The following is a 26289-nucleotide window of genomic DNA, read 5'->3' on the forward strand; positions in this document are numbered from 1 at the left end:
AGAGGAAAAATCCAGCAAAGCGGTACCATAGAATCACGCGAAAAAAAGCTTCCAACTATGACCTTTTGCACAAATCCCAATTGCCCAAGCCCCCAAAACACCGACAAAGCCAAAACTTGCGCCACTTGCGGCTCAAAACTGCTCATCCAAGGACGTTACCGGCCCATCAAACCCATCAGCAAAAAAAACACCACATACTTCGCAATTGACGAACGCAAAAAAGTCAAACCCCCCTGCATCATCCAAGAAATCTACCCCTCATCAACCGGCCCCTACACCCAAGAAATCTTTCAAAACTATCAACTACTCGCCCCATCACCCCACCTCCCCAAACTCCTCAACCACACCACCCTAGAAAACCGGCATTACTTCATCTTTGAATACATCGAAGGAACCAACCTCAATCAAGAACTCCTCAGCACTGGAACCCTCACCGAAACCGAACTGGGGCAACTTCTCGAACAAATTTTACCCCTCCTCGAACAACTCCACAACCAACAACTCCTTCACAACAACATCAAACCCCAAAACATCATCCGCTCTAACCAACCCGACAAACCCTACATCCTAGTCGGATTCACCGGCACCCTCAACACCAAAACAAGCGACCCCATCTACAGCGCCCCCGAACAAATCCAAAGACAACCAATCCCCGCCAGCGACCTCTACAGCCTCGGCGTAACCTGCCTACACCTAATCACCGGCATACACCCCCTAGAACTCTTAGACAGCAAAGAAGATAACTGGGAATGGCAAGACTATCTCCGCCGTGAACTTCCCAAAAACCTCCTAATCGTACTGCGAAGCCTAGTACAAAGATCCCAACTGGGAAGATACCAACTAGCCAGCCAAGCCTTACAAGACCTGCATCCCCCAACTCAAAACGCCACCCCCAAAAACGAACAGCCAGAAATCCTTCAACCCAAAGAGTGGAAATGCACCCACATCCTCAAAGGGCACAACAACACCATCCCCAGCATCTCCCTAAGTCCAGACGAACAAACCATAGCCTCCGGTAGTCACGACGGCACCATCAAAATATGGGACGCCAAAAACGGCAAACTGATCCACAGCATCGAAGGAAATCCCTACATCCACGCCGTAGCCTTTACCCCAGACGGACAAACCCTAATTTCAGTCGGTCATCAATCCTGTATCAACCTAGTCAACCCCCAGACCGGTAAATATATCAAAAAACTCAGCCAACTCGAACAAGACATCGAATCCCTCGCCATCAGCCCAAACGGAGAAATCTTCGCCACTGGCGAAAACACCGGCATCATCAAACTTTGGGATCTCAAAACCGGCGCCCTCTACGAAACCCTAATCAGCCCCGACTGTCAACCCTGGCATGGCGTAGACGCCCTCGCCTTTAGTTCCGACGGCCAATTTCTTGTCAGCAGTTCAGAAGTGTGGGATCTCCAAAGAAACAAACGCCTCTACAACTTCACCCCAGAAGCAATCTGGGCACACTCCATAGCCATCAGCCCCGACTGTCAAAGCTTCGCCGTCACCGGCGACATGGACAAAACCGCCAAACTCCTCAACGTCAGAACCGGCCAAATTATCCGCAAATTCAAAGGCCACCTCAAATCCTTACGCGCCCTAGCCTTTCATCCCAACGGACAAATCATCGCCTCCGGCTCTAAAGACGGACGCATCAAACTGTGGAACATCCACACCGGCCAATCAATCCAAACCCTCTCCGGCCACTCCAAAGTCGTCACCAATCTAATTTTCTGCCAAGACGGCAAAACCCTAATCAGCGCCTCCCAAGATAGAAAACTCAAAATTTGGCAGTGTGACTAAACCCAAAACCCGCTTTTCCCGATCAACTCTAACTTGCTTCCATTAAATTTTTGTATGGATTGCCAAAGACTCAATAAGGAAGCCATCCCCATTGCAGTTTACTTTTGCTAAAGTTTTGTAAAGAAAATTATCAATTATCAAAGACTTGATTAAAAACCCCTAATTTGCAAGTTATTTCCCCTCATATTTCTTACCATAAGCGAGAAACCTTGTAAATCAAGGCTCCATATTTGATCATAAATAGTTACATAGAAAACTAAATGTTTAAACCCTCCTTCAAATCAATAAACCGGCAGCACTTCCAAAGCCATGCTTTCAGCCATTTATAAGTATTGAAGCGGAAAAACTGAGTAATTTTGACTAGCCCCGCAGCCTTGAAATCATTTTCATAACACCGAAAAGCGAACCTCCGGTCAAGAGGAAACTCCAAAGGAAGACTTACCATAGAAAACAGTCATAAGATTGGGTTGCGATATGAGTTATTGTCTCAATTCCTCCTGCCAAACTCCGCAAAACCATCCGGGTGCGGAAAATTGCGTTAACTGCGGCACAAAGCTACTGCTCAAAGACCGTTACCGAACCATTAAAGTCTTAGGTCAGAGCAGCTTTTGCCGAACCTTTCTAGCCATTGATCAAGATCAACCGGCCCACCCCCACTGTGTCATCAAACAATATACACAAGAAACCACAGATAGCACTCCAGCATCCTCAAGAGTGACAGGGATTTTCAAACTGTTTTACCAAACCGCAAAACAACTCGACGAGCTTGGGAAACATCCTGCCATCCCCAAACTGTGGGCATCCTTTCAACAAGGAGACCAGTATTACTTAGTCAAACAATATATTGAAGGAGAAAATCTAGCCGAAGAACTAAACGAGGTAGGCGATAGCAGCGTAAGCGAAACAGAGATCCGAACCTTACTCAAACAAATCTTGCCGGTGCTGCATTTTGCCCACAGCCGCAAAATCATACACGGCGACATCAAACCCGAAAACATCATATCTCGACAAAAAGACAAGAAAAATATCTTAGTAGACTGGGGCGACAGCCAACTGTTTGCAGCCACCGGCCTATATGGCTCAGCCGAGTATAGCGCACCCGAACAACTGCATGGACAGGCAACCGCCAGCAGCGACCTCTACAGTTTAGGGCTAACCTGCTTGTACTTACTCACCCAAATTTCACCCTTTGACTTATTTGATGTCAAAGCCGGGGAATGGGCGTGGAGAGACTACCTAAAAACACCCGTAAGCTACTCCTTGGGTAAAATCCTAGATAAACTCGTACAACGCAACCCCAAACAAAGATATCAAAGCGCATCGGAAGTTATCAGCGACCTGCATTCATGGATGATGCCGGTGCCGACAACGCACCATAAAACCAGACTAGCAGCCGGTGCGCTGGGAGGGGCAGTAGCAGCCATGCTGATCGCCCTCTTACACCCCCGCGTCCCCACACCCCTGCCGACAACCACCTACACCATAGAACCGGCCCAAATCACAACCCTGCCAGAATATAACACCTACAGCAGCAACGAAAGCTGGGGAGAAATTCAACCACTTCGCACCTTAGCAGGAGACACCGGCCCATTTTGGTCAGTTGCAGTCAGCCCCGACGGGCAAACCGTAGCCACCGGCAGCTTTGATGGCAGCATCAAACTCTGGAACCTGCACAGCGGCGGAATGGAAAGTTTATTAGCCGGTCATTTTGGCGCAGTGTGGGCCGTTGCCATCAGCCCAGACGGACAAACCCTAGCATCGGCCAGTTCCGACAAAACCATCAAACTCTGGAACGTCAGAACCGGCGAACTGCTAGAAACTCTAAACGGCCATACCGGCTCAGTTTTCTCCGTTGCTTTTTCACCCAACGGCAAAATTCTCGCATCCGTCAGCGAAGACAAAACCATCAAACTCTGGGATACCCGCACCGGCATCGAAGAACGCACCCTCAAAGGGCACAACGATGAAGTGCAAACGGTAGCCTTTTCCCCCGATAACAAAACCCTTGTCAGCGGCAGTTCCGACGGCACTGTTAAACTCTGGAACGCCAAAAACGGCAAACTCCAGCGCACTCTCAAAGGACATAACGATGCCATTTGGTCTGTTGGCATCAGTCCAGACGGAGAATACATCGCCAGTGGAAGTTGGGACAACACGATTAAAATGTGGTCTTTGGAAACCGGCGACCTCTTAAACACTTTCATCGGCCATAGCGCTCAAGTCCAGTCGGTTGCCTTCAGCCCCGATGGAGAAACCCTCGCCTCTGGCGACATGAACGGCACGATCAAACTCTGGCAAGTTGGGTCAGGCGGTTTAGTCGGCACCCTCAAGGGACACTCTGCACTGGTTAAATTGGCATTCAACCCCCAAGGGAAAATGCTTGTCAGTGGCAGCTTTGATGACACCGTGAAGTTATGGCGTTTATGTCCGTGAGCACAGGTTATTTTTAAACCCAGAGGACGCATTAGTGGACAAAAAGCCCGCAGAGGAGTTATACCTTACTCCTCTGTCGCCTCTGTCTTAAAAACTCGCCTTAAAACACTCTCATAAACCCAAAAGATAAGCAAGAATCTAATCTGCTTTTATCTCTTAGAATAAGGTTAAATTTCTGCCTACTCCAAACAATCGGGCTGCTTTTTAATAATCATTTCGTAAAGCGATTGAAAACAAAACCATCCTAGAGAATGGGTTCCTACTTGGCTTGCTGCTAATTTGGCATTTTCATGGTCAATTAAAATCGGTTTCCCTGCGGCTTCTGCCATTAATTGAACTTGACAAGAACGCTCCATTGTGATAAACCACCACGCGGCCTCATCGACGGTTTGGCCGACTGTTAATAAACCATGATTTCGTAAAATAATTGCTTTTTTATATGCCAAAGTTTCGGCAATGCGTTTGCCTTCGGAGGTTTCTAAAACAACGCCGGTGTAATCATCAAATAAAGCATGATCTTGATAGAAACTACAGGAATCTTGGGTAAGCGGGTCAAGCAATTTTCCCAAGGTAGACCAAGTTTTTCCGTAGATAGAATGGGCGTGGGCGGCGGCTACGACATCAGGACGGGCGCTGTGAACTTGGGAATGGATGGCAAAGGCGGCGCGGTTTATAGGCCGGTTTCCTTTGATGATTTCGCCTTTATCGTTGACTAAAATTAAGTCTGAAACTTTAATATGCCCGAAATAAACTCCGAAAGGATTAACCCAAAAATGATCGCTAAATTCGGGGTCTCTGGCGGTGATATGGCCTGCTACTCCTTCATCAAATCCAAAATATGCAAACAGTCTAAATGCTGCTGCTAGACGTTGGCAACGGTGTCGGCGTTCGTCTTCTATTTTTTCAAAGGTTGGGGGGGTGGGGATTTGGAGTTTCATTTTAGGTTTTTTGTTTGGGGTTAAAAAATATTTTATCGGTATTTTTATTAAATTTCTTAGCAATCAGGGGTCAGTTAATAGTTGAGAAAAACAGCTAAGAACTGACCCCTAAGTATCATTTGGTTAACCCTTTACAGGGACGGTTTTTTCGAGATGACCGGCTGCTTGTTGGCTTTGGGGGGTTGAAGTTTGCAGCGTTTCTTTGGAAGCTTCCGTCCATTCGGTGTGGAAGACTCCAGGTTTATCAATTCGTTCGTAGGTGTGGGCACCAAAGTAGTCGCGTTGTGCTTGGGTGAGGTTTTGCGGTAAAGTGGCGCGACGGTAACTGTCGAAGTAGTCCAAGCTGGCGCTGAAGGCGGGGACGGGTACACCGAGTTTTGCGGCGACAGAGATAACTTCTCGCCATGCTGTTTGCCGGTCGAGAATGGTTTGTTTAAATTCGGGTGCCAACAACAAATTAGGCAAAATTTGGTTTTCTTTGAAGGCGTCTTTGATTTTATTCAAAAAGCCGGCCCGAATAATACAACCACCTTTCCAAATTCGCGCTATTTCGCTGAGGTTTAAGTTGTAGGAATAGGTAGTTGATGCTGCGCTTAATAAGGCCATTCCTTGCGCGTAGGAGCAAATTTTTGAGCAATAAAGTGCATCTCGAATTTGGTTAATAAAGGTCTTGGTGTCGCCGTCATATTTGCCGGTGGGGCCGGTTAATTCCTGAGAGGCTGCCACTCGTTCTTGTTTGTATGATGACATGATCCGTGCATTGACAGCGGCGATGATCGTGGGGATGCAAACGCCTAATTCTAGGGCGCTTTGTACTGTCCACCGGCCGGTTCCTTTTTGGCCGGCTGCATCCATAATCAAATCAACAACTGGTGAATTTGTATCGGGGTCGATCTGGGTGAAAATATCAGCAGTGATTTCAATTAAATAGGAATTTAATTCATCGGTTAAATTCCATTCGGCAAAAACTTCGTGCAGTTGATTGTGGTCGAGTCCCAGGGTATTTTTCAACAAATCGTAGGCTTCGGCAATTAACTGCATATCGCCGTATTCAATGCCGTTATGCACCATTTTTACATAGTGACCGGCACCAGCGGGGCCCATGTAAGTAACACAGGGCCCATCATCGACTTGGGCGGCGATTTTTGTAAAAATGGGTTCGAGAAATTCGTAGGAGCTTTTTGTGCCACCGGGCATTAAACTGGGGCCATTGAGGGCTCCTTCTTCTCCGCCGGAAACTCCCATGCCAATGAATCGAAATCCTTGGGCTTCTAAATCGCGGGTGCGGCGGGCTGTATCATCGTAAAGCGAATTACCACCGTCAATGATGATATCCCCTTCTTGGAGGTAGGGTTTCAGTTGGTCGATGACTGCATCCACCGGCGCCCCTGCTTTTACCATGATTAGCATTTTGCGGGGTCGTTCGAGGGAGTGGACAAATTCTTGCAGTGAATAAGTCCCTTTGACTTTTTTGCCTTGTCCCCGTGTGGAGACAAAGGCATCGGTTTTTTCGGGGCTACGGTTATACACTGAGATGGGGAAACCGTTGCGTTCGACGTTGAGAGCGATGTTTTCACCCATCACTGCTAAACCAATTACACCAAAGCTTTGTAGCGTCATATTTGTTAGTTGTTTTCTGTCTTGGTTCTTTTACAGGGTAGCCCGATTTTTCCAAATCATTGCTAAAGAAGATGTTAAAAGTAAACACCTCCAGACAAAATCAGCCCTTTTGGCGATTTGCTAGGCTCCATATCAGCATTGTGATAGATGTCAATGAGAAAATATAGGATCTTGGCATTTTTGTTTTATCTGGTAGCGTAGATAACAAATAGCTATCAACTCTGGGGGGATTATATTTTGTTTCAAAACATCCCATCATTTTCTATGCCGGTATAAGCATCACCAGGCAATAAGCCTAACCAAGGATCAGAACTCGGAGTTAAAAACAATTCTGCATACACTCTTTCATTCAATTTTTCTAGGGTGCCGGTGGAGTTTCCATTGATGAACCATTGATGCAGTTGCCGGTGAAACAAATATTCATTGCGTACTGTATCTAAAGCTATATTCCTCTCAAAATTTGGTAAGACTTTTTGCAGATTTTCTAAGTTTTTATAATTGCTGTTTTTGCTTTGCATTAAGGTGATGCTGTTGCTATCTAAACGCGCATCTGCTGTGTGAAGTTCTGCGAGTTGAACCCAAGGGCTGTTATTGGGGGCCGGTGTGATACTTTCGGCACTTGGTGTGATGGAACGCAACACCGGCATTTCTGTTGCCATTTTACTTAATGCCCCAGGTGCGGCTTCAAGGGCTGTGGGTTGGTTTTGTGCTGTGTTTGGCAGACTGGGTAAGGGGGGTACTAATTGCCCTAAACTCAGAAAGTCGTTTTGCCAGGAGGTTTCTATTTCGCTAAGGCGTTGTTGATGATATTGGCGGAGTAGGGTTTGTTGTTGTTGGGGAGAAGTATTGTTATAGGACTTGACAAAATTGTTGATTTGTGCTATGTGTTTGAGGAATGCTTGGGGGCCATAAAGTCCGGGGAGGGCTTCGATGGGGCGTCCGTTACTGTCGAGGATGTAGTGGATGCTGTTGCCGGTGAGGGTGCGTTCAAGTTTGCGTCCGTCTCCGAAGTCGATGGTAACTCTGGGGGCGGGGCGGACGGACTGCCAGTGCAAAATATAGTTTTCGCGGAGATATTGGGATATTTGGGCGTTGGGATAAAGGGCGATGCGGAAAAACCGGCTGTTGGCACAGCTAAGTTCTTCATTTAATTTGCCTAACAAATGCAGGGATAAGATGGGTTTGCCGGTTTTGGCTGCGGCTTGTTTTGCTTGTTCGAGGTCGGTGTACCAGTAAAGTTTCGAGGCGTAGCAGTCGCGCTGGGCGCAGATGGTGTCCAGGGCTGTTTGCAGGGAGGCGCGGGTTTGGGAGGCGAGTTTGCTATTTGGTTGCAATTTATCTGCATGAAGATTGATAAAAGCATCGATTCCGGCTGGCCCTTGTTGACGCAGTTGGCTGATGGCGAGGTTGGCTTCGGCGGGGGTGGGGGAAGCGGCTATGCCTGCTAGTTGTTGCAGGGTGTTTTGGGCAAGGGAGGGTAGGGTAAAGAGGGTGGTGCCGGTGAGGGTGAGGAGGGGAAGAATGCTTTTAATTTTCATAGCAAAAGTCTGCTTTTGTTGGGGTGGGAGTTTTTGGGGTGGGGAACAACGGCAGCGTGTCTATGGTGATGATGGTAACAAAGAGTTTTTGCGGTTGGGTTTGTTTCTGCTACCCAAGTCTGAGGAAAGTTCCGCATAAGAGGCGGTGAGAACGATAAAATTAGCCTGTAAGCGACCAAAAATGGGCTTTTTGTTTAGTTTTGTAAAGTGTAGGTTAAAAGATGCTTTCTAACATTTTGGCAGTATTGGTAGGTGTTGGTAGCTTTTTGCTTTATATGGCTGCTTTCTTTTTTCCAGAGGTTCACCGGAAGGGGGATTTTTTCTGGAGTGGGATAGGGATGTTTTATGCTTTGGTTTTATGGTTTTGTGCGGGCAGGATGACTGGTGCTGTGCTTTTGGGGCAAACGGCGACGGTGGCGTTTATGGGTTGGTTTGCTTGGCAAACTTTGCTGTTGAGACGGGAGGTGACACCGGCTGGTCAGCGGACGGAGGTTTCTGATACGGTGGTGGCAAAGTCGGGTGGTTTTGGGTTGTTTAAGGCTAAGCCAAAAGATAAGCCGGTGGCTGTGGCTGCTTCTGGGGCGCAGGTGGTGACGGTGGAGACTTCTGCGCCTCAAAAGGTGGTTACTAAGTCGGGTGGTTTTGGGTTGTTTAAGGGTAAGGCAAAGGATAAGCCGGCTGCTGTGGCTGCTTCTGGGGCGCCAGGGGTTGAGAGTTTGCCTTCTTTGGAGGATATTTTGGTGCCGCAAAAGCCGGAGACTGTTTCACCGGCTACGGTTATTCAGGTTGAGGAGGTGCCGGTTTCTGTGGAGGCTTCGCAGCTAAGTGCGGAAGAAATTCTGGCAAATATTGAACAAGCACCGCTACCTGTGGAAGTCACACCGGTTGAGGCGACAGGTGTGACTCCCCTCAGCACAGTCAGCACAGGCAAGACGCCGGTGCCACTGGTAGAGGATGATGATTTTGGGTTGGATGATGTGGAACTTAAACCGGCACCTGTAAGGAAGGTTGAGGCGAAAAAAGAGCCGGTTGTAGGAAAGAAAAAAGAGAAGAATGAGAAAAAAGAGAAGAATGAAAAAGCTGCAAAAGCTGCCGGTGGTTTGGGGGCGATTTTTGCTCCGCTGATGGGTTTGTTTGCTAAGAAGAAGGATAAGAAGGCGGTGGAAGCAAAGCCGGCGCCGGTTGTCAAGGCTGAAGAGACAGCGAGTGCTCTTGTGAAGGTGGAAGATACGGCTAGTGCTGTTGTGAAGGTGGAAGAGACGCCGAGTGCTGTTGTGAAGGTGGATGAAACGCCGAGTGCTGTTGTGAAGGTGGAAGATACGCCGGTGGTGGCTGAAATGATGCCAGAGATGGATGCGGTGGTTGAGGATGTGGTGGGAGATGTGACGCCGGAGGTGTTGACGGATAGTTCAGTGATGGAGTCGGTGACGGTGGAGTTTGAGCCGGTGGTGGAGCCAACGGGTGAGGAGGCTGTGCCGGAGTTGGTGCGTCCAAATGAGCCTTCTGCGGAGTTGGTGGAGGCGGCTCAGCCGGTGTCTGAGGAGGTGCCTTTGGCGGATGTTGCGGTGGAGGAGATAGCGCCGGAGGTTGATCTGGCTCCGCCGGCGGAGGCTCCTGTGGAGGCTTCTGTGGAGGTGCCGGTGGAGGTGGAAGCGGAGCCGGCGGTGGCTTTGCCGGTGGAACCTTTGGCGGAGGCTGAGCCGGTGGTTTCCCAGGAGTCTGAGGGTGGTTTTGCTGAGTTGTTGTCTCGCAAGCGTGAGGATATGGCGCGTGTTGAGGTGCCGAAACGTTCGGCTCAGGCAAGCTCTGCTAAAGGGGGTGCCGGTGATGTTAAGGATGATGATGATGATTTTTAATGTGTTGAATTGGTGATTTTTTGGAGGGGAGATTTTGTTTTCTCCCCTTCTTTTTTTTGGGTAATTTTTTTGAATCGCTGCTTTTTTGGGGCTACAAATTATGGTAGGATAAAATAGTAATACTAAAAAATCATACCGATGCTTAAAGTCACAATTACGTTAGAAGATGAACTATTAAAGTTTGTGGATGAGCAGGCAAAAGGCAACCGCAGCGCTTATATTAATGCTCTTTTGGCGGCACACCGGCGCAGTGTTTTAGAAGCGCAAATGATTGCGGCATTAAAGGAAGATGCGGAAGATTCAGAATATGCTGTTGAAATTGCCGGTTGGGATTGTGTTGTGGGAGATGGAATTGATGCCGCAGAATAATTTAATTTATCGGCGGTATAATTTTTGCGGCGGGTTTAAGAAAACGGATTTCTGGGTTAACAACAGCCAAGTTTAAGCAAGTTGAAAAATTGGGGAAATCGGTTTTGGTTGAGGGAGAGGTTTTCCATCTTGTTGATATTCTTCGATTAAAAGTTCTAAGACTTCTTGAGCGTTTTTTAAGGCTTCTTCGTAGGTTTCGCCGTGTGTATGGAACCGTTGAGAGGGAAAGTCTGGTAAATGTACGAGGTAACAGTTATCTTCTTCTGACCAATGGATTTTGCTCGATATTTTCGGTCGCAGCGGCTATGATATCTACAATACGATCTTGCGACGTCCTAAAAGGCATTAATCGCCTCCTTAAGCACTCGTTCCCGCAGATGCTCTTTTAAATATTTCCGACTTCCAATATCAACAGAACACCCCAAAGTATCCTCTAAAAAAAGATGCACCGCGCTAACTTCAAATAAACTCACTGGTCTCTCAAATTCCACCAAAAAATCCACATCACTATCAGAACTCGCCTCATCTCGCGCCACAGAACCAAACAACTCTAAAGACTTCACCCCCATCGCCTTTAATTCATCCTTATGCGCTGCAACAATTGCCAAAACTTCCTCCTTTTTCATAAAACCTCCTAACAAAAAAATCCATTAATAACTCAACCCTACCAAACTCCAGAGCAAAAAAACCATCCGCGTTCATCCGCGTTCATCTGCGGTTTAAAAAAACACCACCGCAACCTCATCTAACCAACCCCATCTAGCCCTATAATAAAACCAACAACAACTTCACCATTAGGCATCCGACTGTGACAGAAGCAAAAAGTTATAAAGACTCCGTAAACCTTCCCCAGACAAAGTTTGATATGCGAGCAAACGCCGTCAAACGTGAACCCGAATTACAAAAATTTTGGGCAGATCAAAAGATTTACGAACGACTGTCTCAAGAAAATCCGGGTGAATTGTTCATTTTACACGACGGCCCCCCCTATGCAAACGGCCCCTTGCACATTGGTCACGCCCTCGGTAAAATCCTCAAAGATATAATCAACCGCTATCAGCTATTACAAGGCCGCAAAATCCGTTATGTGCCCGGTTGGGACTGTCACGGATTGCCAATTGAATTAAAAGTTTTGCAAGAAATGAAACCCGAAGAACGCAGACAGCTAACTCCGCTGCAACTGCGTCATAAGGCGCGAGACTTTGTTCTGCAAACCGTGCAACAACAAAGCAAAGGATTTCAAAGATACGGCGTTTGGGGCAATTGGGAAAACCCTTATTTGACGCTGCAACCCGAATATGAGGCAGCACAGATTGGCGTTTTTGGCAAGATGGTGCTGAAAGGCTATATTTATCGAGGTCGCAAGCCGGTACACTGGAGCCCTAGCTCAAAAACTGCCCTCGCGGAAGCAGAACTCGAATACCCGGAAGGACACACCTCTCGCAGCCTTTATGCTGCATTTAAAATGACTAATTTGGCATCAAGTGTGCCGCAGGAATGGGAGACTTATCTACCGGATCTGGGAGTAGCCATCTGGACGACAACCCCCTGGACAATTCCTGCTAACCTAGCAGTCAGTGTCAACCCTGAACTTACTTATGCGGTGGTGGAAACCGGCAGCGAAATTTGTGTTCATAAATATCTGATTGTAGCGGCTGATTTAGTGGAAAAATTAGGCGGAATTTTTAACACAAACCTCACTGTAAAATCAACAGTTAAAGGTGCAGCACTTGAACATTCCACCTATCAGCATCCTCTCTATGATCGGGTGAGTGAAATTCTCATTGGTGGAGATTATGTTACCACCGAATCAGGCACCGGCTTAGTACATACAGCACCCGGACACGGACAAGAAGATTATCAGGTAGGATTACGGTATGGGTTGCCAATTTTTGCGCCGGTTGATGAAGATGGTAATTTTACCGAAGAGGCGGGAGAATTTGCGGGTAAAAATGTTTTGGGTGAGGGCAATGTTGCCGTTATTGAAGCCTTAAAAGAACGCGGTTCTTTGCTGAAAGAAGAACCTTATTTGCATAAATATCCCTACGACTGGCGTACTAAAAAACCGACAATTTTCCGCGCTACAGAACAATGGTTTGCCTCGGTTGAAGGCTTCCGCGAAGAAGCTTTGAAAGCTATCTCTGAGGTAAAATGGGTTCCTGCACAAAGCGAAAATCGGATCACGGCAATGGTTTCTGAACGTTCCGACTGGTGTATTTCTCGTCAGCGTACTTGGGGTGTGCCAATTCCTGTTTTTTATGAAGAAAGCACCGGTGAGCCGTTATTAAATGAGGAAACTATCGCCTACGTTCAAAACATTTTTGCTGAAAAAGGTTCCGATGCTTGGTGGGAATTAGCGGTGGAAGAATTGCTGCCTGAAAGTTATAGGAATAACGGCAAAACTTACCGCAAAGGTAGTGATACAATGGATGTGTGGTTTGATTCTGGTTCCTCTTGGGCGGCGGTGGCAAAAGAAAGAGAAGAATTGCGCTATCCAGCGGATATGTATTTGGAAGGATCAGATCAACATCGCGGCTGGTTTCAATCGAGTTTATTAACCAGTGTGGCTAATAATGGAGTTGCGCCGTATAAAACAGTGCTTACTCATGGCTTTGTTTTGGATGAAAAAGGCCGCAAAATGAGTAAATCTTTGGGCAATGTGGTTGACCCCCAAATTGTGATTGAAGGCGGCAAAAATCAACAACAAGACCCTGCTTATGGGGCGGATATTTTGCGGTTGTGGGTGTCATCTGTAGATTATTCTTCTGATGTGCCGCTTGGTAAAAATATGCTGAAGCAATTAGCAGATGTTTACCGCAAAATTCGTAATACGGCGCGGTTTTTGTTGGGGAATTTGCATGATTTTGATCCGGCAAAAGATGCAATTGCTTATGAAAAAATGCCGGCTTTGGATAAGTATATGCTGCACCGAATGACGGAAGTTTTTGCAGAGGTGCAAGAGGCGTTTGAAAATTATCAGTTTTTCCGCTTTTTCCAAACTGTGCAGAATTTCTGTGTTGTTGATTTGTCTAATTTTTATTTGGATGTTGGCAAAGACCGGCTTTATATCAGTGCGTCGGATGCGTTTCGCCGGCGTTCTTGTCAAACTGTGATGGCGGTGGCGTTGGAAAATTTAGCTCGTTCTATTGCGCCGGTGTTGTGTCATTTGGCTGAGGATATTTGGCAATTTATGCCTTATTCTACGCCTTATAAATCTGTGTTTGAGTCGGGATGGGTGAAGCTGGATGAAGGGTGGAAGAATCCTGATTTAGGGCAGTTTTGGGAACAGTTGCGCGAGGTTCGTGCTGAGGTGAATAAGGTTTTAGAGCAAGCTCGCATGGAAAAGATGATTGGTGCATCTTTGGAGGCGAAGGTGTTGCTTTATGTGGCTGATGAAGCTTTGCGTAAACAGTTGCATTCTCTCAATCCTGATAGTTTAGATGGCAATGGGGTTGATGAGTTGCGTTATTTGTTTATTTCTTCTCAGGTTGAGTTGTTAGATTCTCCGCAATCTCTGGAAGGTTTGCAATATAAATTGCTGGCGGATAATTTGGGTGTGGGTGTGGTGAAAGCAGAGGGCGAAAAATGTGAGCGCTGCTGGAATTATTCAACTCATGTGGGAGAAATTGCTGAGCATTCTACGATTTGTGAGCGTTGTGATTCTGCTTTGGTTGGGGAGTTTTAAGGGGAGATAATAATAAGGTTGGGTTTTGCAACCCAACCTACAAACTTTAGAGAAAAGCAGAATTTAAGGGAAAATTCTATAAATTTCTTTGCGGTGAGCAAGGCGCTGGCAAATTAATGTTTGTCGTTCTTTGTCAACTGTAATACCAATCCGATAATCCCCAACGCGGATTTTATATTTGTCAGAATATCCCTTCATTTTTTCCAAATATCCTAAATCAAAAGGGTTTTCGCATTCTAGGTCTTGAAAAACAATGGGTTCAATCCGCGATATAATTTCTGCCGGCATTGCAGACAATTCTTTTAAAAATCTCTTTGTGTATTCAATTTTCCACATAACTTTTTTTCAAGAATTGATAATAGTTTCGGGCTTCATCTCCTGAAAGACGCTCATCATTTTCTGTTTCTTCCATGAGTTTTGCCAAGCCAAAGTTTTCGATAATTTCTTCTATTTTCTCAAAATCATCAATCGAAATTTGCACAGCAATCGGTTGCTGATTTTCGTCCATCACATAATTTTTATGAATATTTAGCATTTTATTGATCCGCCTTGTAAAGTCGTAAACTTGCTACCACTAAATTTTATCACTTTTCTCGCTACCAGCAACGTTAGATAACGATTTTCTGTTGTCTGAAGTATAGAAGGTTTTTAGGTTATCAACTTATAATAAAACATTTTATAAACTAACCTTATCAGCAAAACTTCAACCGCAACAACTTCTAAGTTTGGATATAGGTAGCTAAAAATTCTTGTCGGGAAATTCCCGCTTGCGTGCAAATTGATCTCAACGTAGAACCCTTAATTTGAGGGTGATTTGGCATTGTTAGGGGTGTTTGGGTTCCATCGTCGTTTTCTCTTACCATAACGATATGTTCTCTTTCTCTAATAACTACAAAGCCCAACAATTCTAATGTTTTGATTGCTCTTGATTTGGGAACATCCACAGGGAATTTATCCATTCTTAAGCCACCTCTACTTCAGCAATAAAAGCCTCTTGGACAGGTGACTCATCCTCTAAAACTGCTTGCCCAAATACTTCTATATGACAGCGAATTGCTGATTTAACATCGGCTAATGCTTGTTCATAGGTGTCGCCTTCTCCCACCACAACGCCTTTAATTCCAAGCGGATAGGCTACATAACCATCAGGATGTTTTTCTACAATAATTTTGATTGGTTTCATGGGGTTGATTTAGGTTGTATTGAATAGAATTTAGATTTCTAATTTGCGGTAATTTTAGGTTTCCCTCTTACAAGGAGAAACCGGCCTCTAATCAATTTTAGCACTCCTCCTCAAAACCAGCGCCTTAGCCGGCCCCCTCAAAAAAATTTGAACTATTTCCCGTAAAATTACGTCAAGTGTTGTTAAAATCATAAATCGTCCTCACTCAGGAAACCTATGGGTGCCTCCTGATTTCATTGTTCACACTGTTGTATCCTTTAGAGTTGACAGGAAAATTTTAGGCCGTGCAAAAGCAAATCTTCGCTCTCTGTTTTGTCTTATTTGGTGCCGGTGGAGTCTTAGTAGCGCCGGCTTCTCAAGCACAAGAAACCATTGCTCAAGTTAACCCCAATAGTCAACAACTCAGCCAGCTTTTACGACAAGCACGCGAGTCTGTTGATCGGGGAGATTATCCTAGCGCTTTAACTCTTTATCAACAAGCGTTGAGTTTAGATAGCAGAAATGCTCGAATTTATTCAGGCATTGGTTATTTGCAAGCCTTGCAACAAAATTATCCAGCGGCGGCGGGTGCTTATCAGCAAGCAGTTGTTCTTGATCCTAACAATGCTGATTTTCAATATGCGCTGGCATTTAGTTTAGCAAATATGGGCGATAATGCCAGTGCAGCGCAGGCTTATCGACGCAGTGCTCAACTAAACCCCAGAAATGTTAATTCCTATTTGGGATTGGGTGTGGTTTTGATGCGGCAAAAAGATTATAACGGTGCCACAACTGCTTTTCAACAAGTGATCGCCCTTGAACCTAGAAATGCCAAAGCTTACGAATTAACCGGCTCAATGTTGTTGCAACAAAATCGCACTCAAGAAGCGATCCAAAACCTAGAAATAGCCTCACAACTCAATCCCAGAGATGGAAGTGTGCTATTAAATTTGGGCATTGCTTTTTTGCAAGAAAATAATCCTAATGGGGCACGGGTATATTTTGAACGTGCTGCTCAACTTGACCCTAGAAATCCTGAAGTACATTTTCAGATTGGGCGAATTTTTCAAAATCAAAATGATTTTGATCGGGCTGCTGTTTCCTATCAACAAGCCCTTGCAATTAATCCTAAATTGGTGCAAGCGCAAGCAGCAATTGGCGAAATTCGCTTGCAACAACGGGATTATTTACGGGCGGTTGTAGCTTATCGGGAAGTGATTTCTATTGCACCAGAAGATGCCGGTGCTTATTATAATTTGGGGCTGGCATTAAAAGGACGTGACCGCACAGATGAAGCCATCGAAGCCTTTAAAAAAGCGCGGGAGTTGTATGAAAAACAAGGTCAGTCTGATTGGATGCAAAAAGCAGAGGCAATGCTTAAAGAATTAGGGGATTAGGTTTATCAGTGGTCAGGGTTCATTGTTAATTAGTCATTTCATCGGCAAAAAAAGCATACATGACTAACAGAAAAGACAAAAAACTAATTGTCAAAAGACATTAACTGTTTGCTGGTGGCGATTTTTTGCTAATAACTCGATAAACATCCACTGTTTGATGTTTGCCTTTTAAAGCAAGATGCCCCCAGGTTTCCACTAAATAATGGGGTTCGATGTAGACGAGTGTTTCTTTGGCGATTAAGACTCGGCAAATGCTCGTTTGTCGGTCTTTTTCGCAGCTTTCTAAGCGGGAGGCAATGTTCACACTGTCGCCAATTATGCCGTATTCTTGCCGGTCTTTTCCTCCTAATGAACCGACTACAACGGGGCCGGTGAAAATTCCCACCCGCATTTGCACCACCGGCAATCCTCGTTTTTGCCACTCTTTATTTATTTCCTTCAATCTTTCGCCAAATTCTAAACCACAATTAACGGCATGATGGGCATCTTCTGCAATTTCTTTTTCTGTAGTTCTTTCCACCGGCACTCCAAATGCTGCCATAATTCCATCGCCGGTAAATTTATTAATTATTCCTTTATTTTTCTGCACTGTTGTTGCTAATATTTCCAAATATTCATTTAACCATTCCATCAGCGCTTCTGGCGACATTTGCTCAGAAATTGTGCTAAAGTCTTTCAAATCTGTGAATAACATTGTGGCGATAAGTTTTTGCCCCGGAAGTTTGCCAGATTTGATTAATTTATCTCTATTTTTCCACAGGGCATCAGCTACTTCTGGCGATGTATTTTGACCCAAAAGTTTCATAACAATTTGGTGCTGATACTGCGCTTGATAGGCGCGGTAAGTAACCACTAAAGCGGTGCTTGTTACGGTGGCTAAAACTGGGGTTCCGATGGGTATCCAAGCATTGCGAAGAAATAAATAATAGCCGGTGCCAAAAATTATCGCTACCATGCCGATATTGCTGCAAGCTAAAGCTAGAGGGTGATGTACAAACCAGGCTACCGTTCCACCGGCCACCGCCCAAACGACAATCCACAAAAATTCACCCCCTTCTGACCAAAACCAAAACAAGCGGTTTTCTCCTAAAACAACGCTGAGAATTTGACTTGTCATTTGAGCATGAATTAACACCCCCGCCATTTTTGGATCTTGCTTTTCGGCAGGACTATAAGGCGTTAAAAATAAGTCTCTTTTAGTTGGGGCTGTGTAGCCAATTAAAACAATTTTGTCTTTCACCCATTGCGGGTTAATTTGGTTGTTTAAAAGTTCAGTTAAGCTAACTTGTTTAGCAACATTGCGGCGCGAACGGTAATTAAGAAGAATTTGATAACCGCTGGCATCAAGTTTGTCATAGCCTCCCGAAGAAGGTTGTAAAGGTAAAAATTGGGCTTTTCCCCAGTGTATTAAATCGGCGTTTGCTTGACTGTTTTCTGGTTGAATTCCTTGGGGAGTTAAATAAGCGCCGACAACCTGCAAAGCAAAAGAAAATAAAGTTGTTTCTGCGTTGAGATTTCCAAAAAGTAAATTTCGCCGCACGACTCCATCAACATCTTGCAATAAATCATTAAAGCCAATTCGTTCTGGCGGAACTGAAGGCGGCGGCGGGACTTCAAAATTACCGGTAATTCCCATTTTGGCAATGGCAATGATGTTAGGTTTTTTGAGTTGTTCTTCGAGTTTTTCTTTGCCGCTACCTTGGGCAATATCTCGATAAATATCAAGGCCAATAACTGCCGGTTGATATTGTTGTAATTTCTCTAAACTTTCGGCTAAAGTTTCATCGGTAATTGTTGATTGTTTTAAAGTTTGGATGTCTTCTTCGGTGATGGCAACAACTAACAAACGCGGATCTGGGCCTTCGTCTGGTTTTTGCATTACCATTTGGTCAAAAATCCGCAGTTCTAGGGGTTCTAAACCTCCCAGAGACCGAAACAAAAGCAATAGGCCGGTGACGGCGGTGGCGCTGAGGGCAATAATGCCAAGACCGGTTAGATCGGTTTTTTTGTTACGCAGCCGGTGAATTAACTTAAGAATCACGGATAACCTGGTTTTCAAGCTGTTATTTAATATTTCAACAATAGTCGATAGATTCCTGTTTTGTGTGCCTAATTTTTTTGCCATTTTTACCCAACCAATGCCCAACACTCAAGCATTTTTCAACAAGTCAAGCGAATTAAAAAAAACAACTTCACAAAAGCTTGGTTTTTTAGTTGCGCTTGAGGCCGTTATCACAACTGATAAGTCTGTCTTTAAGCGTAAAATATTTTGGGCGATGCGTCGAGGGGTCAAATTTCTTGCCACTCATAGCCCTTGATGTGAGAAACTGAGCAAAGTGTCCGCTAAAAACATTTATTTTAAGAATAAGTAATTTGTATAACAAGCCCGGAGAGCGTTTATATTTTGGAGTTCCCGATGGCTTGAGGGCAAGTTTGAGAGTTTTGCGTTAGTCTGTGCATAGGCAATCTTTAGCTGACAACAAACAGAGAATATGGTTTTAACAGCAATTAATTTTTTTTTAGACGGTAATTTTGGGCCGGTGAGTGCAGAAACAACCACCGACAATCTTAAGGTTATTGGCGAAATTCCGCCTGATTTATCGGGAATGTTTGTGCGAAATGGCCCCAATCCACAATTTACTCCGATTGGCCGGTATCATTGGTTTGATGGCGATGGAATGCTGCATGGGTTGCGAATTACAAACGGTGAGGTTTCCTATTGCAATCGTTATGTAAAAACGCAGGGTTTTCTAACTGAAAATGAGGCCGGTAAAGCCCTGTGGGCCGGCCTTTTAGAACCCTTCCACCCAAATCCCAGCGGCGGTAGCAAAAACGCAGCAAATACTGCTTTAATTTATCACGCTGGCCGCTTTTTAGCTTTATGGGAAGGTGGTTTTCCTCATGCCATTTCTTTGCCCGATTTAGATACCCTTGGGCAATACAATTTTAATGGCAAATTAGCCTCTTCTTTCACAGCGCATCCGAAAGTTGATCCTGTGACGGGAGAAATGATGTTTTTTGGCTATTCTTTCTCTCCGCCTTATGTAACTTATGGGGTGGTTTCGCCAGAAGGGGAATTGTTAAAAACTGTGCCTTTTGATTTACCTCAGCCGGTGATGATGCACGATTTTGCTATCACTGAAAATTACACAATTTTTATGGATTTGCCGCTGACTTTTAGTTTTGAAAGGATGCAAAAAGGCGGGCCATTGTTGATGTTTGAAAAGAATCGGACAAGCCGGTTTGGCATTGTGCCGCGACATGGAGATAACAGTCAAATTCGCTGGTTTGAGTGTCCACCCTGTTATATTTTCCACACTTTAAATGCCTATGAAGATGGGGATGAAGTGGTGTTGCTTGCTTGCCGCACGAGTATGACAGATGTGTTAATGTCTGACGACAATCCCGGTGAAACAAACGGCGAACTTGCTTATTTATACCGCTGGCGATTTAATTTGGAAACCGGCGAAGTTTCCGAGGAAAAATTAGATGAGCGTGCCTCTGATTTCCCGCGTATCAATGAGCAATTTTTGGGCCGAAAAACTCGCTATGGATACACGGCAAAATTTGCTGCCGGTTCGATGCCTTTGTTTGATGGTTTAATTAAATATGATTTCAGCAATGGCACTTCAAAAGTGCATGAATTTGGGGCCGGCAGATTTGGTGGAGAGGCTGTTTTTGTGCCTGCGCCTAATAGCAATTCAGAGGATGATGGCTGGTTAGTGACGTTTGTTTATGATAGTCAGGAGGATGTTTCTGAGTTAGTGATTGTGAGTGCAAAGGATGTGGAATCGGAGGCTGTGGCGCGGGTAATTTTGCCGCAACGAGTGCCTTATGGGTTTCATGGAATTTGGGTTTCTCAAGAACAGTTGAACACGGTAATTTAAACTTGTTGGTTGGGTTTCGTTCCAACGCTTGCGCGTCGCTACGCGTACCGTGATAGTTGGCGAAGCCTACAACCCAACCTACTAATTAACAAACTCAACACCTCTCAACTTATTTGCCTTTTCCCGTAACCGTTTTAACATCAAAGTTTCACCAATCCACTCGTCAAACGACCTATCAAGACGGTGTTGTAACTCGTCCTTTTCAAACCGGCTCAAAAACTCTTCCGTCGCCATCCCATACTTATTTTCAAAATACTGTATCCGTTCCTCAGTCCGCTTTATCCCATCTTCCAGCGAACACAATCTCTCGGCAAGACTATCTTCTATCATACGTTTTAAAGCCTCACTATCCTCACAAATAATCCGCAATTCAGCCATCTTTTCATCCTCCCACATAAATAATAGGCTGGGCATAACCCAGCCCCTAACATCCTAACAAAAAAACCACCAACTCCGACTTAAACAAATAACTTATCTGCGTCCATCTGCGTTTATCTGCGGTTAAAAAAACAAACCCAACCTAAGCAGAAAAATACTTAGCCGCCGGGTGATAAGTAATAATAGCCGTCGTAGACTGTTCAGGATAAATTTGCTCACTTTCATCCATAAAAAGACCAATTCGAGACGCACCCAGCAAATCTAACTGCTTATATTGATCCGCAATATTCGGACAAGCAGGATAACCAAAACTGTACCGAGAACCACGATAGCGCTGCGCCAAAATATCCCGAATATTATCCGGTTCCTCACTGGCAAAACCCAACTCCTTACGAATGCGAGCATGAGTCCATTCAGCCAAAGCCTCAGCCGTTTGGACAGCCAAACCATGAAAATACAAATAATCCGTATATTGATTATCTGCAAACAACTTTTGGGCAAACTCAGTCGCCACATTTCCCACAGTCACCGCCTGCATAGGAAACACATCAATTACCCCCGAATCTTTGGGAGCAAAAAAGTCAGCAATACAAAGCCGGCGCATAGATTTCTGACGCGGAAAACTAAACGTCGCCACCGCATTTGTCTCATAAATATCATGGCCATTTTTCAGCAATTCAGCATCGTAAATTTCCAAAGAATTTCCTTCAGCCTGAACCGGAAAATAACCATAAACCACTGTTGGATGCAGCAAGTTTTCTTCAATAACTCTGTGCTTCCATTCGGCTAAAATTGGGTACACTTTATCAGCCAAAAACGCATCATATTCCTCGCGGGATTGTTCCTTGGGTTTGCGGAATTGCCACTGGCCGGCAATCAACGCCTGCAAATCTAAATAACCAAAAATTTCAGCTAAAGAAATATCTGCCGGTTCCAAAATTTGCGTACCCCAAAAAGGCGGAGTCGGACGGGGAATATTAACATCAACAGCCTCAGACCGGCGCGTATCAATAACAACCGGCTCCTCAGCATCTTTCACCTTTACTTCTTCAGCAGCTTCGACAACTTTAACCCCCTGTCCATTCCCATTTACCTCATCTAAAAACCCCTGGAAATCATCCCATTTTCCTGCTACTTTTGCCGGCATTAACTTATCCATAAAATGCAAATCAGCAAAAGCATCCTTGCCATAAATAACCTTACCTTTGTAAGTATTTTGGCAATCCTCATTCACAAACTTAGGAGTCAAAGCAGCACCACCCAAAATCACCGGCACCGTAATCCCCCGCTCATTAAAAACCGCTAAGTTTTCCTTCATAAACGCCGTTGACTTCACCAACAAACCACTCATCGCAATACAATCAGCCTTATGCTTTTGGTATGCCTCAATAATATTCTCCACCGGCTGCTTAATTCCCAAATTAATCACCCGATAACCATTATTCGAGAGAATAATATCCACCAAATTTTTGCCAATATCATGCACATCGCCTTTCACCGTTGCAATGATAAACGTTCCCTTGGAATTATCCCCCGATTCTTCCTTTTCCATGTATGGCTCTAAATATGCCACCGCTGCCTTCATAGTTTCGGCGGATTGTAACACAAAAGGCAACTGCATTTGACCTGAACCAAACAACTCACCCACAACTTTCATGCCATCCAACAAGAAAGTATTAATAATTGTCAAAGGCGGATGATTTTCTAATGCCTTGGCAAGAGCATCTTCTAAACCAATGCGTTCCCCATCAATAATATGCTGTTTGAGGCGTTCTTCAATTGGCAGATTAGAATTATCAACTTTTTCGCGTTTAGTTGTTTTGCCCTCAAACAGTTTTGTCAGTTCTCCCAAAGGATCATAAACGCACACATTCCCGTCAAACTTCCGCTCATCATAAATTAATTTTTGGCACACTTCTTGATGTTCTGGTTCAATTTTTACCAGAGGTAAAATCTTATTAGCGCTAATAATTGCCCCATCCATTCCCGCTTGAATTGCCTCGTGTAAAAACATCGAGTTCAAAACTTGTCGCGCCGCAGGATTTAAACCAAAGGAAATATTAGAAACCCCTAAAATAATATGACATCCGGGTAATTCTTGACGAATACGACGGATTGATTCAATGGTAGCTTTTCCATTTTCGCGGTCTTCTTCAATGCCGGTGGAAATTGGCAAAGCTAAGGGGTCAAAAAATATCTCATAAGGCGGAAGTCCATAAGCAATGGCCGCATTATATGCACGTTTGGCAATTTCAAATTTCTTATCTGCCGTTCGCGCCATTCCGTCTTCATCGATGGTGCCAACAACAACACCGGCCCCGTATTTTTTCGCCAATTCTAACACTTTATAAAACCGAGGTTCGCCGTCTTCAAAGTTTGTGGAATTCAGCAAACATTTGCCCCCAGCTACTTTTAAACCGGCCTCCATTTTTTCCCATTCTGTGGAGTCAAGCATTAAAGGAAGGGTGGTATTATTAACAATGCGAGACACTAATTCTTTCATGTCGCGCACGCCATCGCGGCCTACATAATCAACGTTAACATCGAGAACATGAGCGCCTTCTCGCACTTGTTCTCTTGCCATAGAAACTAATCCATTCCAGTCTTCTGCATTCAATAAATCCCGGCATTTTTTAGACCCGCTGGCGTTTAATCTTTCACCAACAATTAAAAATGAATTGTCTTGATCGTAGGGTTGTGCGCTATAGATAGATGCGGCGGAAGGTTCAAAATTAAACTCACGTTGTTTCGGTTTGAGGCTGCTTGCCATTTGTGCGAGTTGTTCAATGTGGGCCGGTCTTGTGCCACAGCATCCGCCAATCACTTGTACCCCTAAGTCTTCTATAAAGTGCATCAAAGACATCCGCAACTCCATCGGAGTGAGGCGGTAATATGCTTGTCCGCCAACGTTTTCCGGTAAACCGGCATTGGGAACACAAGAAACAACAAACGGCGAATGTTGTGAGAGATAGCGGATATGTTCTTTCATCAAATCCGGGCCGGTGGCACAGTTCAAACCTAAAATATCAATCGGATAAGGTTGCAAAATACTTACCACAGCACTGATATCAGAACCCACCAACATTGTGCCTTGTTGCTCCATTGTGACGGATACCATGATGGGGATGCGCTCGCCTTTTTTGCTTAAAACAGCTTCAATGGCATTAAGAGCGGCTTTGATTTGTAGCACATCTTGGCACGTCTCAACAATGTATAAGTCTACACCGCCGTCATATAAGCCTTCTGCTTGCACGGTGAAGGCTTCGACAAGCTCATCAAAGCTGATATGTCCCAACGTGGGGAGTTTGGTGCCGGGGCCAATGGAACCGGCCACAAAGCGCGGTTTTTCAGGGGTAGAAAATTCGGAGGCGACGCTTTTGGCAAGTTCGGCGGCGGTTTTGTTGAGGCTATAGGCTTGGTCGCCTAGGTTATACTCTGCGAGAACAAATGTAGAACCGCCAAAGGTATCGGTTTCGATGACGTCGGCACCGGCAGCCAAAAAGTCCCTATGCACTTTCGCCACCGCTTCCGGTTTTGTGAAAACGAGATATTCGTTGCAACCTTCGTATTCCTTACCACCAAAGTCGTCTGCTGTCAAGTCTTGGACTTGCAAATTTGTACCCATTGCGCCATCAAAAACAATAACGGGCCGGTCGGGGTGATGTAGGCGTTGCAGAAAAGCACTTTTCATAGTCGCTCAGATTTGGAAAACAGATGTAGATTTATAATTTAATCTATTGTGCAATATTACGCGGGAAAAAAAGCATTATGGAACGAGTAATTACCGAGGGATATACCAACGCTGAGAGTAGTCCCCTTGTTCGGATGAGTACAACTGAGTTAAAAGCAATTTTGGATGAGATAGTTAAAAAAGTTGGTTTGGGGGAAGAACGGGTGATTTTAAGTCAAGATGGCAAAGATGTGGCGGCGGTAATTTCAATTGAGGAGTTTTGGTTTTTAGAAAAAGTGATTGAAGAATTGGAAGATAAAATTGATATCGAGGAGATAAAGAAAAGATTATCTGATCCCACTGAAGTAGCGGTTCCTTATCACCAAGTTCGTAAGGAGTTGGGTTTAGCGTGAATTACGAAGTTGAAATTTTACCGAGTGCTCAACGGGAATTGAATAGTCTTCCTCCACAAATTCGTCTGCGCGTAGATAGATGTATTCAAGAATTAGCAATTAATCCTCGTCCCGCTGGAACAAAAGCGCTTAAAGGGGAATATAAAGGATGTTTACGAATTCGAGAAGGAGATTATCGGATTATTTATCGGGTTGAAGATAACCGGCTTTTGGTGATTATAGTACGGGTGGGAAACCGGCGGGATATTTACCGCACTAAATAGCAATAATTAGAGCCTGTATTACCCGCTTTTGTTCGGCTAAAAGATAAAAATTGGTGACTAAAAGTTTTATCTATGGAACGCAAAAAAGTTTTAATTGCCACGAAAACTTATCCCTCAATTAGTCAAAAATATCGAGAAACTGTTTGCACAGCCGGCATTTTATTAAATGATAACGAGCAGCCGGTTGAGTGGATTCGCATTTATCCGATACGTTTTCGTTACCTAGATTTTGACCAACGCTATCCCAGATGGTCTATCATCAGCGCAAACATCGAAAAAAATGATCAAGATAGCCGGCCCGAAAGTTATCGAATTGATGACACTTCCATTCAAATAATTAAAAAAATTGGCTCTGATAATAATTGGGCCGAGAGAAAGCAATTTGTTTTACCTTTGCAATTTAGCTCCATTAAAGAGATCCAAAATCAAGGTAAATCTTTAGGCATAATTAAACCTCAAATCATCCAAAAATACTACAGCGAAAAAACAGAGCCGGAATGGTCTTCTGACAAGCAAGCTATTTTGGATCAGTTAGATTTATTTGAGCCTTCCGTTGATTTGGAAAAAATCCCTTACAAATTTGGCTACCAATTTTTAGACGGAGATGGACAAAAACATCGCTATTCTATCAGCGATTGGGAAATTGCGGAACTCTATAGAAAGTGTCGGGATAGATCGCCGGCGCTAACTCTCGAAGATAAAGAAAAAGATGGACTTGAAAAAGTACGCCACAAATTAGAGCTAGACTTTTTACCCAAGAAAGACTTATACTTTATTGTAGGGAACTTAAAAAATCATCGCCAAAATTTTATGATTATTGGCTTGTTTTATCCCCCCTTGATTGAATATGAGCAACTTAGTTTATTCTAAG

General features: G+C 44.5%; 22 protein-coding genes. 10 read left to right on the forward strand and 12 right to left on the reverse strand.

Annotated features, from left to right (window positions below):
- Window positions 1-57 precede the first annotated feature (57 nt).
- Together NG798_RS09865 and NG798_RS09870 are read left to right on the forward strand one after the other, a co-directional pair.
- Window positions 58-1809 carry a WD40 repeat domain-containing serine/threonine-protein kinase gene (locus NG798_RS09865; RefSeq protein WP_261222344.1) on the forward strand — a complete coding sequence of 584 codons (1752 nt, stop codon included), beginning with the start codon at window positions 58-60 and terminating at the stop codon, window positions 1807-1809.
- 474 nt (window positions 1810-2283) lie between these two features.
- Window positions 2284-4242, forward strand: coding sequence for a serine/threonine-protein kinase (locus tag NG798_RS09870; protein ID WP_261222345.1), 1959 nt, complete (start codon window positions 2284-2286; stop codon window positions 4240-4242).
- A 179-nt stretch (window positions 4243-4421) separates the two neighbouring features.
- Here NG798_RS09870 and NG798_RS09875 read toward each other — a convergent pair whose 3' ends face one another.
- From NG798_RS09875 to NG798_RS09885, 3 genes are all read right to left on the reverse strand, one after another.
- Entirely contained in the window at window positions 4422-5216 is a 795-nt protein-coding gene (locus tag NG798_RS09875) for a class II aldolase/adducin family protein (RefSeq protein ID WP_261222617.1), read from the reverse strand.
- A gap of 87 nt (window positions 5217-5303) precedes the next feature.
- Window positions 5304-6800, reverse strand: a complete 1497-nt coding sequence (gene gndA / locus NG798_RS09880; protein ID WP_261222346.1) for an NADP-dependent phosphogluconate dehydrogenase — start codon at window positions 6798-6800, stop codon at window positions 5304-5306.
- Window positions 6801-7042: 242 nt separating this feature from the next.
- On the reverse strand, window positions 7043-8338 hold the full coding sequence (locus tag NG798_RS09885) for a hypothetical protein (RefSeq protein WP_261222347.1): 1296 nt from the start codon (window positions 8336-8338) through the stop codon (window positions 7043-7045).
- A 221-nt stretch (window positions 8339-8559) separates the two neighbouring features.
- Here NG798_RS09885 and NG798_RS09890 point away from each other — a divergent pair, with 221 nt between their 5' ends.
- Both NG798_RS09890 and NG798_RS09895 read left to right on the forward strand, forming a co-directional pair.
- A complete protein-coding gene (locus NG798_RS09890; RefSeq protein WP_261222348.1) occupies window positions 8560-10194 on the forward strand; it encodes a Ycf66 family protein in 1635 nt (544 codons plus the stop codon).
- A gap of 138 nt (window positions 10195-10332) precedes the next feature.
- Window positions 10333-10563, forward strand: a complete 231-nt coding sequence (locus tag NG798_RS09895) for a ribbon-helix-helix domain-containing protein (RefSeq protein WP_261222349.1) — start codon at window positions 10333-10335, stop codon at window positions 10561-10563.
- A gap of 72 nt (window positions 10564-10635) precedes the next feature.
- Here the strand turns inward: NG798_RS09895 and NG798_RS09900 are convergent, their stop codons facing one another.
- Together NG798_RS09900 and NG798_RS09905 are read right to left on the reverse strand one after the other, a co-directional pair.
- On the reverse strand, window positions 10636-10863 hold the full coding sequence (locus NG798_RS09900; protein ID WP_261222618.1) for a type II toxin-antitoxin system HicB family antitoxin: 228 nt from the start codon (window positions 10861-10863) through the stop codon (window positions 10636-10638).
- Window positions 10864-10898: 35 nt separating this feature from the next.
- Complete coding sequence (locus NG798_RS09905; RefSeq protein WP_261222350.1) at window positions 10899-11189, reverse strand: nucleotidyltransferase family protein; 291 nt, start codon at window positions 11187-11189, stop codon at window positions 10899-10901.
- A 182-nt stretch (window positions 11190-11371) separates the two neighbouring features.
- Between NG798_RS09905 and ileS the strand changes: the two genes are divergently transcribed.
- Window positions 11372-14248: an isoleucine--tRNA ligase gene (gene ileS / locus NG798_RS09910; protein ID WP_261222351.1), complete on the forward strand. Its 2877-nt coding sequence runs from the start codon at window positions 11372-11374 to the stop codon at window positions 14246-14248.
- Between the two features lie 63 nt (window positions 14249-14311).
- On the opposite strand, the gene NG798_RS09915 is transcribed toward ileS, so the two are convergent.
- The 4 genes from NG798_RS09915 to NG798_RS09930 form a co-directional block, all read right to left on the reverse strand.
- The gene (locus tag NG798_RS09915; protein WP_261222352.1) at window positions 14312-14584 is read right to left on the reverse strand and encodes a type II toxin-antitoxin system RelE/ParE family toxin; all 273 of its coding nucleotides are present in this window, start codon (window positions 14582-14584) and stop codon (window positions 14312-14314) included.
- On the reverse strand, window positions 14571-14783 hold the full coding sequence (locus NG798_RS09920) for a hypothetical protein (protein WP_261222353.1): 213 nt from the start codon (window positions 14781-14783) through the stop codon (window positions 14571-14573). The genes NG798_RS09915 and NG798_RS09920 overlap by 14 nt, the downstream gene beginning before the upstream one ends.
- Before the next feature lie 184 nt (window positions 14784-14967).
- Window positions 14968-15207, reverse strand: a complete 240-nt coding sequence (locus tag NG798_RS09925) for a type II toxin-antitoxin system HicA family toxin (protein WP_261222354.1) — start codon at window positions 15205-15207, stop codon at window positions 14968-14970.
- A gap of 2 nt (window positions 15208-15209) precedes the next feature.
- On the reverse strand, window positions 15210-15431 hold the full coding sequence (locus tag NG798_RS09930) for a type II toxin-antitoxin system HicB family antitoxin (RefSeq protein ID WP_261222355.1): 222 nt from the start codon (window positions 15429-15431) through the stop codon (window positions 15210-15212).
- A 284-nt stretch (window positions 15432-15715) separates the two neighbouring features.
- Here NG798_RS09930 and NG798_RS09935 point away from each other — a divergent pair, with 284 nt between their 5' ends.
- Window positions 15716-16807, forward strand: coding sequence for a tetratricopeptide repeat protein (locus NG798_RS09935; RefSeq protein ID WP_261222356.1), 1092 nt, complete (start codon window positions 15716-15718; stop codon window positions 16805-16807).
- 100 nt (window positions 16808-16907) lie between these two features.
- On the opposite strand, the gene NG798_RS09940 is transcribed toward NG798_RS09935, so the two are convergent.
- Window positions 16908-18848, reverse strand: a complete 1941-nt coding sequence (locus tag NG798_RS09940) for an adenylate/guanylate cyclase domain-containing protein (protein WP_261222357.1) — start codon at window positions 18846-18848, stop codon at window positions 16908-16910.
- 451 nt (window positions 18849-19299) lie between these two features.
- Here NG798_RS09940 and NG798_RS09945 point away from each other — a divergent pair, with 451 nt between their 5' ends.
- A complete protein-coding gene (locus tag NG798_RS09945; RefSeq protein ID WP_261222358.1) occupies window positions 19300-20694 on the forward strand; it encodes a carotenoid oxygenase family protein in 1395 nt (464 codons plus the stop codon).
- Between the two features lie 81 nt (window positions 20695-20775).
- Here NG798_RS09945 and NG798_RS09950 read toward each other — a convergent pair whose 3' ends face one another.
- Both NG798_RS09950 and metH read right to left on the reverse strand, forming a co-directional pair.
- Window positions 20776-21108: a hypothetical protein gene (locus tag NG798_RS09950; protein ID WP_261222359.1), complete on the reverse strand. Its 333-nt coding sequence runs from the start codon at window positions 21106-21108 to the stop codon at window positions 20776-20778.
- A 106-nt stretch (window positions 21109-21214) separates the two neighbouring features.
- Window positions 21215-24763 (reverse strand): methionine synthase, encoded by a 3549-nt coding sequence (metH, locus tag NG798_RS09955; protein ID WP_261222360.1) that lies wholly within the window; start codon window positions 24761-24763, stop codon window positions 21215-21217.
- Window positions 24764-24840: 77 nt separating this feature from the next.
- Here metH and NG798_RS09960 point away from each other — a divergent pair, with 77 nt between their 5' ends.
- The 3 genes from NG798_RS09960 (at window position 24841) to NG798_RS09970 (ending at window position 26288) form a co-directional block, all read left to right on the forward strand.
- Entirely contained in the window at window positions 24841-25155 is a 315-nt protein-coding gene (locus NG798_RS09960) for a type II toxin-antitoxin system Phd/YefM family antitoxin (RefSeq protein WP_261222361.1), read from the forward strand.
- Window positions 25152-25418, forward strand: coding sequence for a type II toxin-antitoxin system RelE/ParE family toxin (locus NG798_RS09965; protein WP_261222362.1), 267 nt, complete (start codon window positions 25152-25154; stop codon window positions 25416-25418). The genes NG798_RS09960 and NG798_RS09965 overlap by 4 nt, the downstream gene beginning before the upstream one ends.
- 72 nt (window positions 25419-25490) lie before the next feature.
- Window positions 25491-26288: a hypothetical protein gene (locus tag NG798_RS09970; protein WP_261222363.1), complete on the forward strand. Its 798-nt coding sequence runs from the start codon at window positions 25491-25493 to the stop codon at window positions 26286-26288.
- Window position 26289 lies beyond the last annotated feature (1 nt).

The organism is Ancylothrix sp. D3o (assembly GCF_025370775.1).
Lineage (GTDB): Bacteria > Cyanobacteriota > Cyanobacteriia > Cyanobacteriales > Oscillatoriaceae > Ancylothrix.

Excerpts from the sequence above, each read along its gene's own strand:
- NG798_RS09865 (WP_261222344.1), top strand. The coding sequence starts at position 58 with ATGACCTTTTGCACAAATCCCAATTGCCCAAGCCCCCAAAACACCGAC.
- NG798_RS09870 (WP_261222345.1), top strand. The coding sequence starts at position 2,284 with ATGAGTTATTGTCTCAATTCCTCCTGCCAAACTCCGCAAAACCATCCG.
- gndA (WP_261222346.1), bottom strand. The coding sequence starts at position 6,800 with ATGACGCTACAAAGCTTTGGTGTAATTGGTTTAGCAGTGATGGGTGAA.
- NG798_RS09885 (WP_261222347.1), bottom strand. The coding sequence starts at position 8,338 with ATGAAAATTAAAAGCATTCTTCCCCTCCTCACCCTCACCGGCACCACC.
- NG798_RS09890 (WP_261222348.1), top strand. The coding sequence starts at position 8,560 with ATGCTTTCTAACATTTTGGCAGTATTGGTAGGTGTTGGTAGCTTTTTG.
- NG798_RS09895 (WP_261222349.1), top strand. The coding sequence starts at position 10,333 with ATGCTTAAAGTCACAATTACGTTAGAAGATGAACTATTAAAGTTTGTG.
- NG798_RS09905 (WP_261222350.1), bottom strand. The coding sequence starts at position 11,189 with ATGAAAAAGGAGGAAGTTTTGGCAATTGTTGCAGCGCATAAGGATGAA.
- NG798_RS09915 (WP_261222352.1), bottom strand. The coding sequence starts at position 14,584 with ATGTGGAAAATTGAATACACAAAGAGATTTTTAAAAGAATTGTCTGCA.
- NG798_RS09920 (WP_261222353.1), bottom strand. The coding sequence starts at position 14,783 with ATGCTAAATATTCATAAAAATTATGTGATGGACGAAAATCAGCAACCG.
- NG798_RS09925 (WP_261222354.1), bottom strand. The coding sequence starts at position 15,207 with ATGGATAAATTCCCTGTGGATGTTCCCAAATCAAGAGCAATCAAAACA.
- NG798_RS09930 (WP_261222355.1), bottom strand. The coding sequence starts at position 15,431 with ATGAAACCAATCAAAATTATTGTAGAAAAACATCCTGATGGTTATGTA.
- NG798_RS09945 (WP_261222358.1), top strand. The coding sequence starts at position 19,300 with ATGGTTTTAACAGCAATTAATTTTTTTTTAGACGGTAATTTTGGGCCG.
- NG798_RS09950 (WP_261222359.1), bottom strand. The coding sequence starts at position 21,108 with ATGCCCAGCCTATTATTTATGTGGGAGGATGAAAAGATGGCTGAATTG.
- metH (WP_261222360.1), bottom strand. The coding sequence starts at position 24,763 with ATGAAAAGTGCTTTTCTGCAACGCCTACATCACCCCGACCGGCCCGTT.
- NG798_RS09960 (WP_261222361.1), top strand. The coding sequence starts at position 24,841 with ATGGAACGAGTAATTACCGAGGGATATACCAACGCTGAGAGTAGTCCC.
- NG798_RS09970 (WP_261222363.1), top strand. The coding sequence starts at position 25,491 with ATGGAACGCAAAAAAGTTTTAATTGCCACGAAAACTTATCCCTCAATT.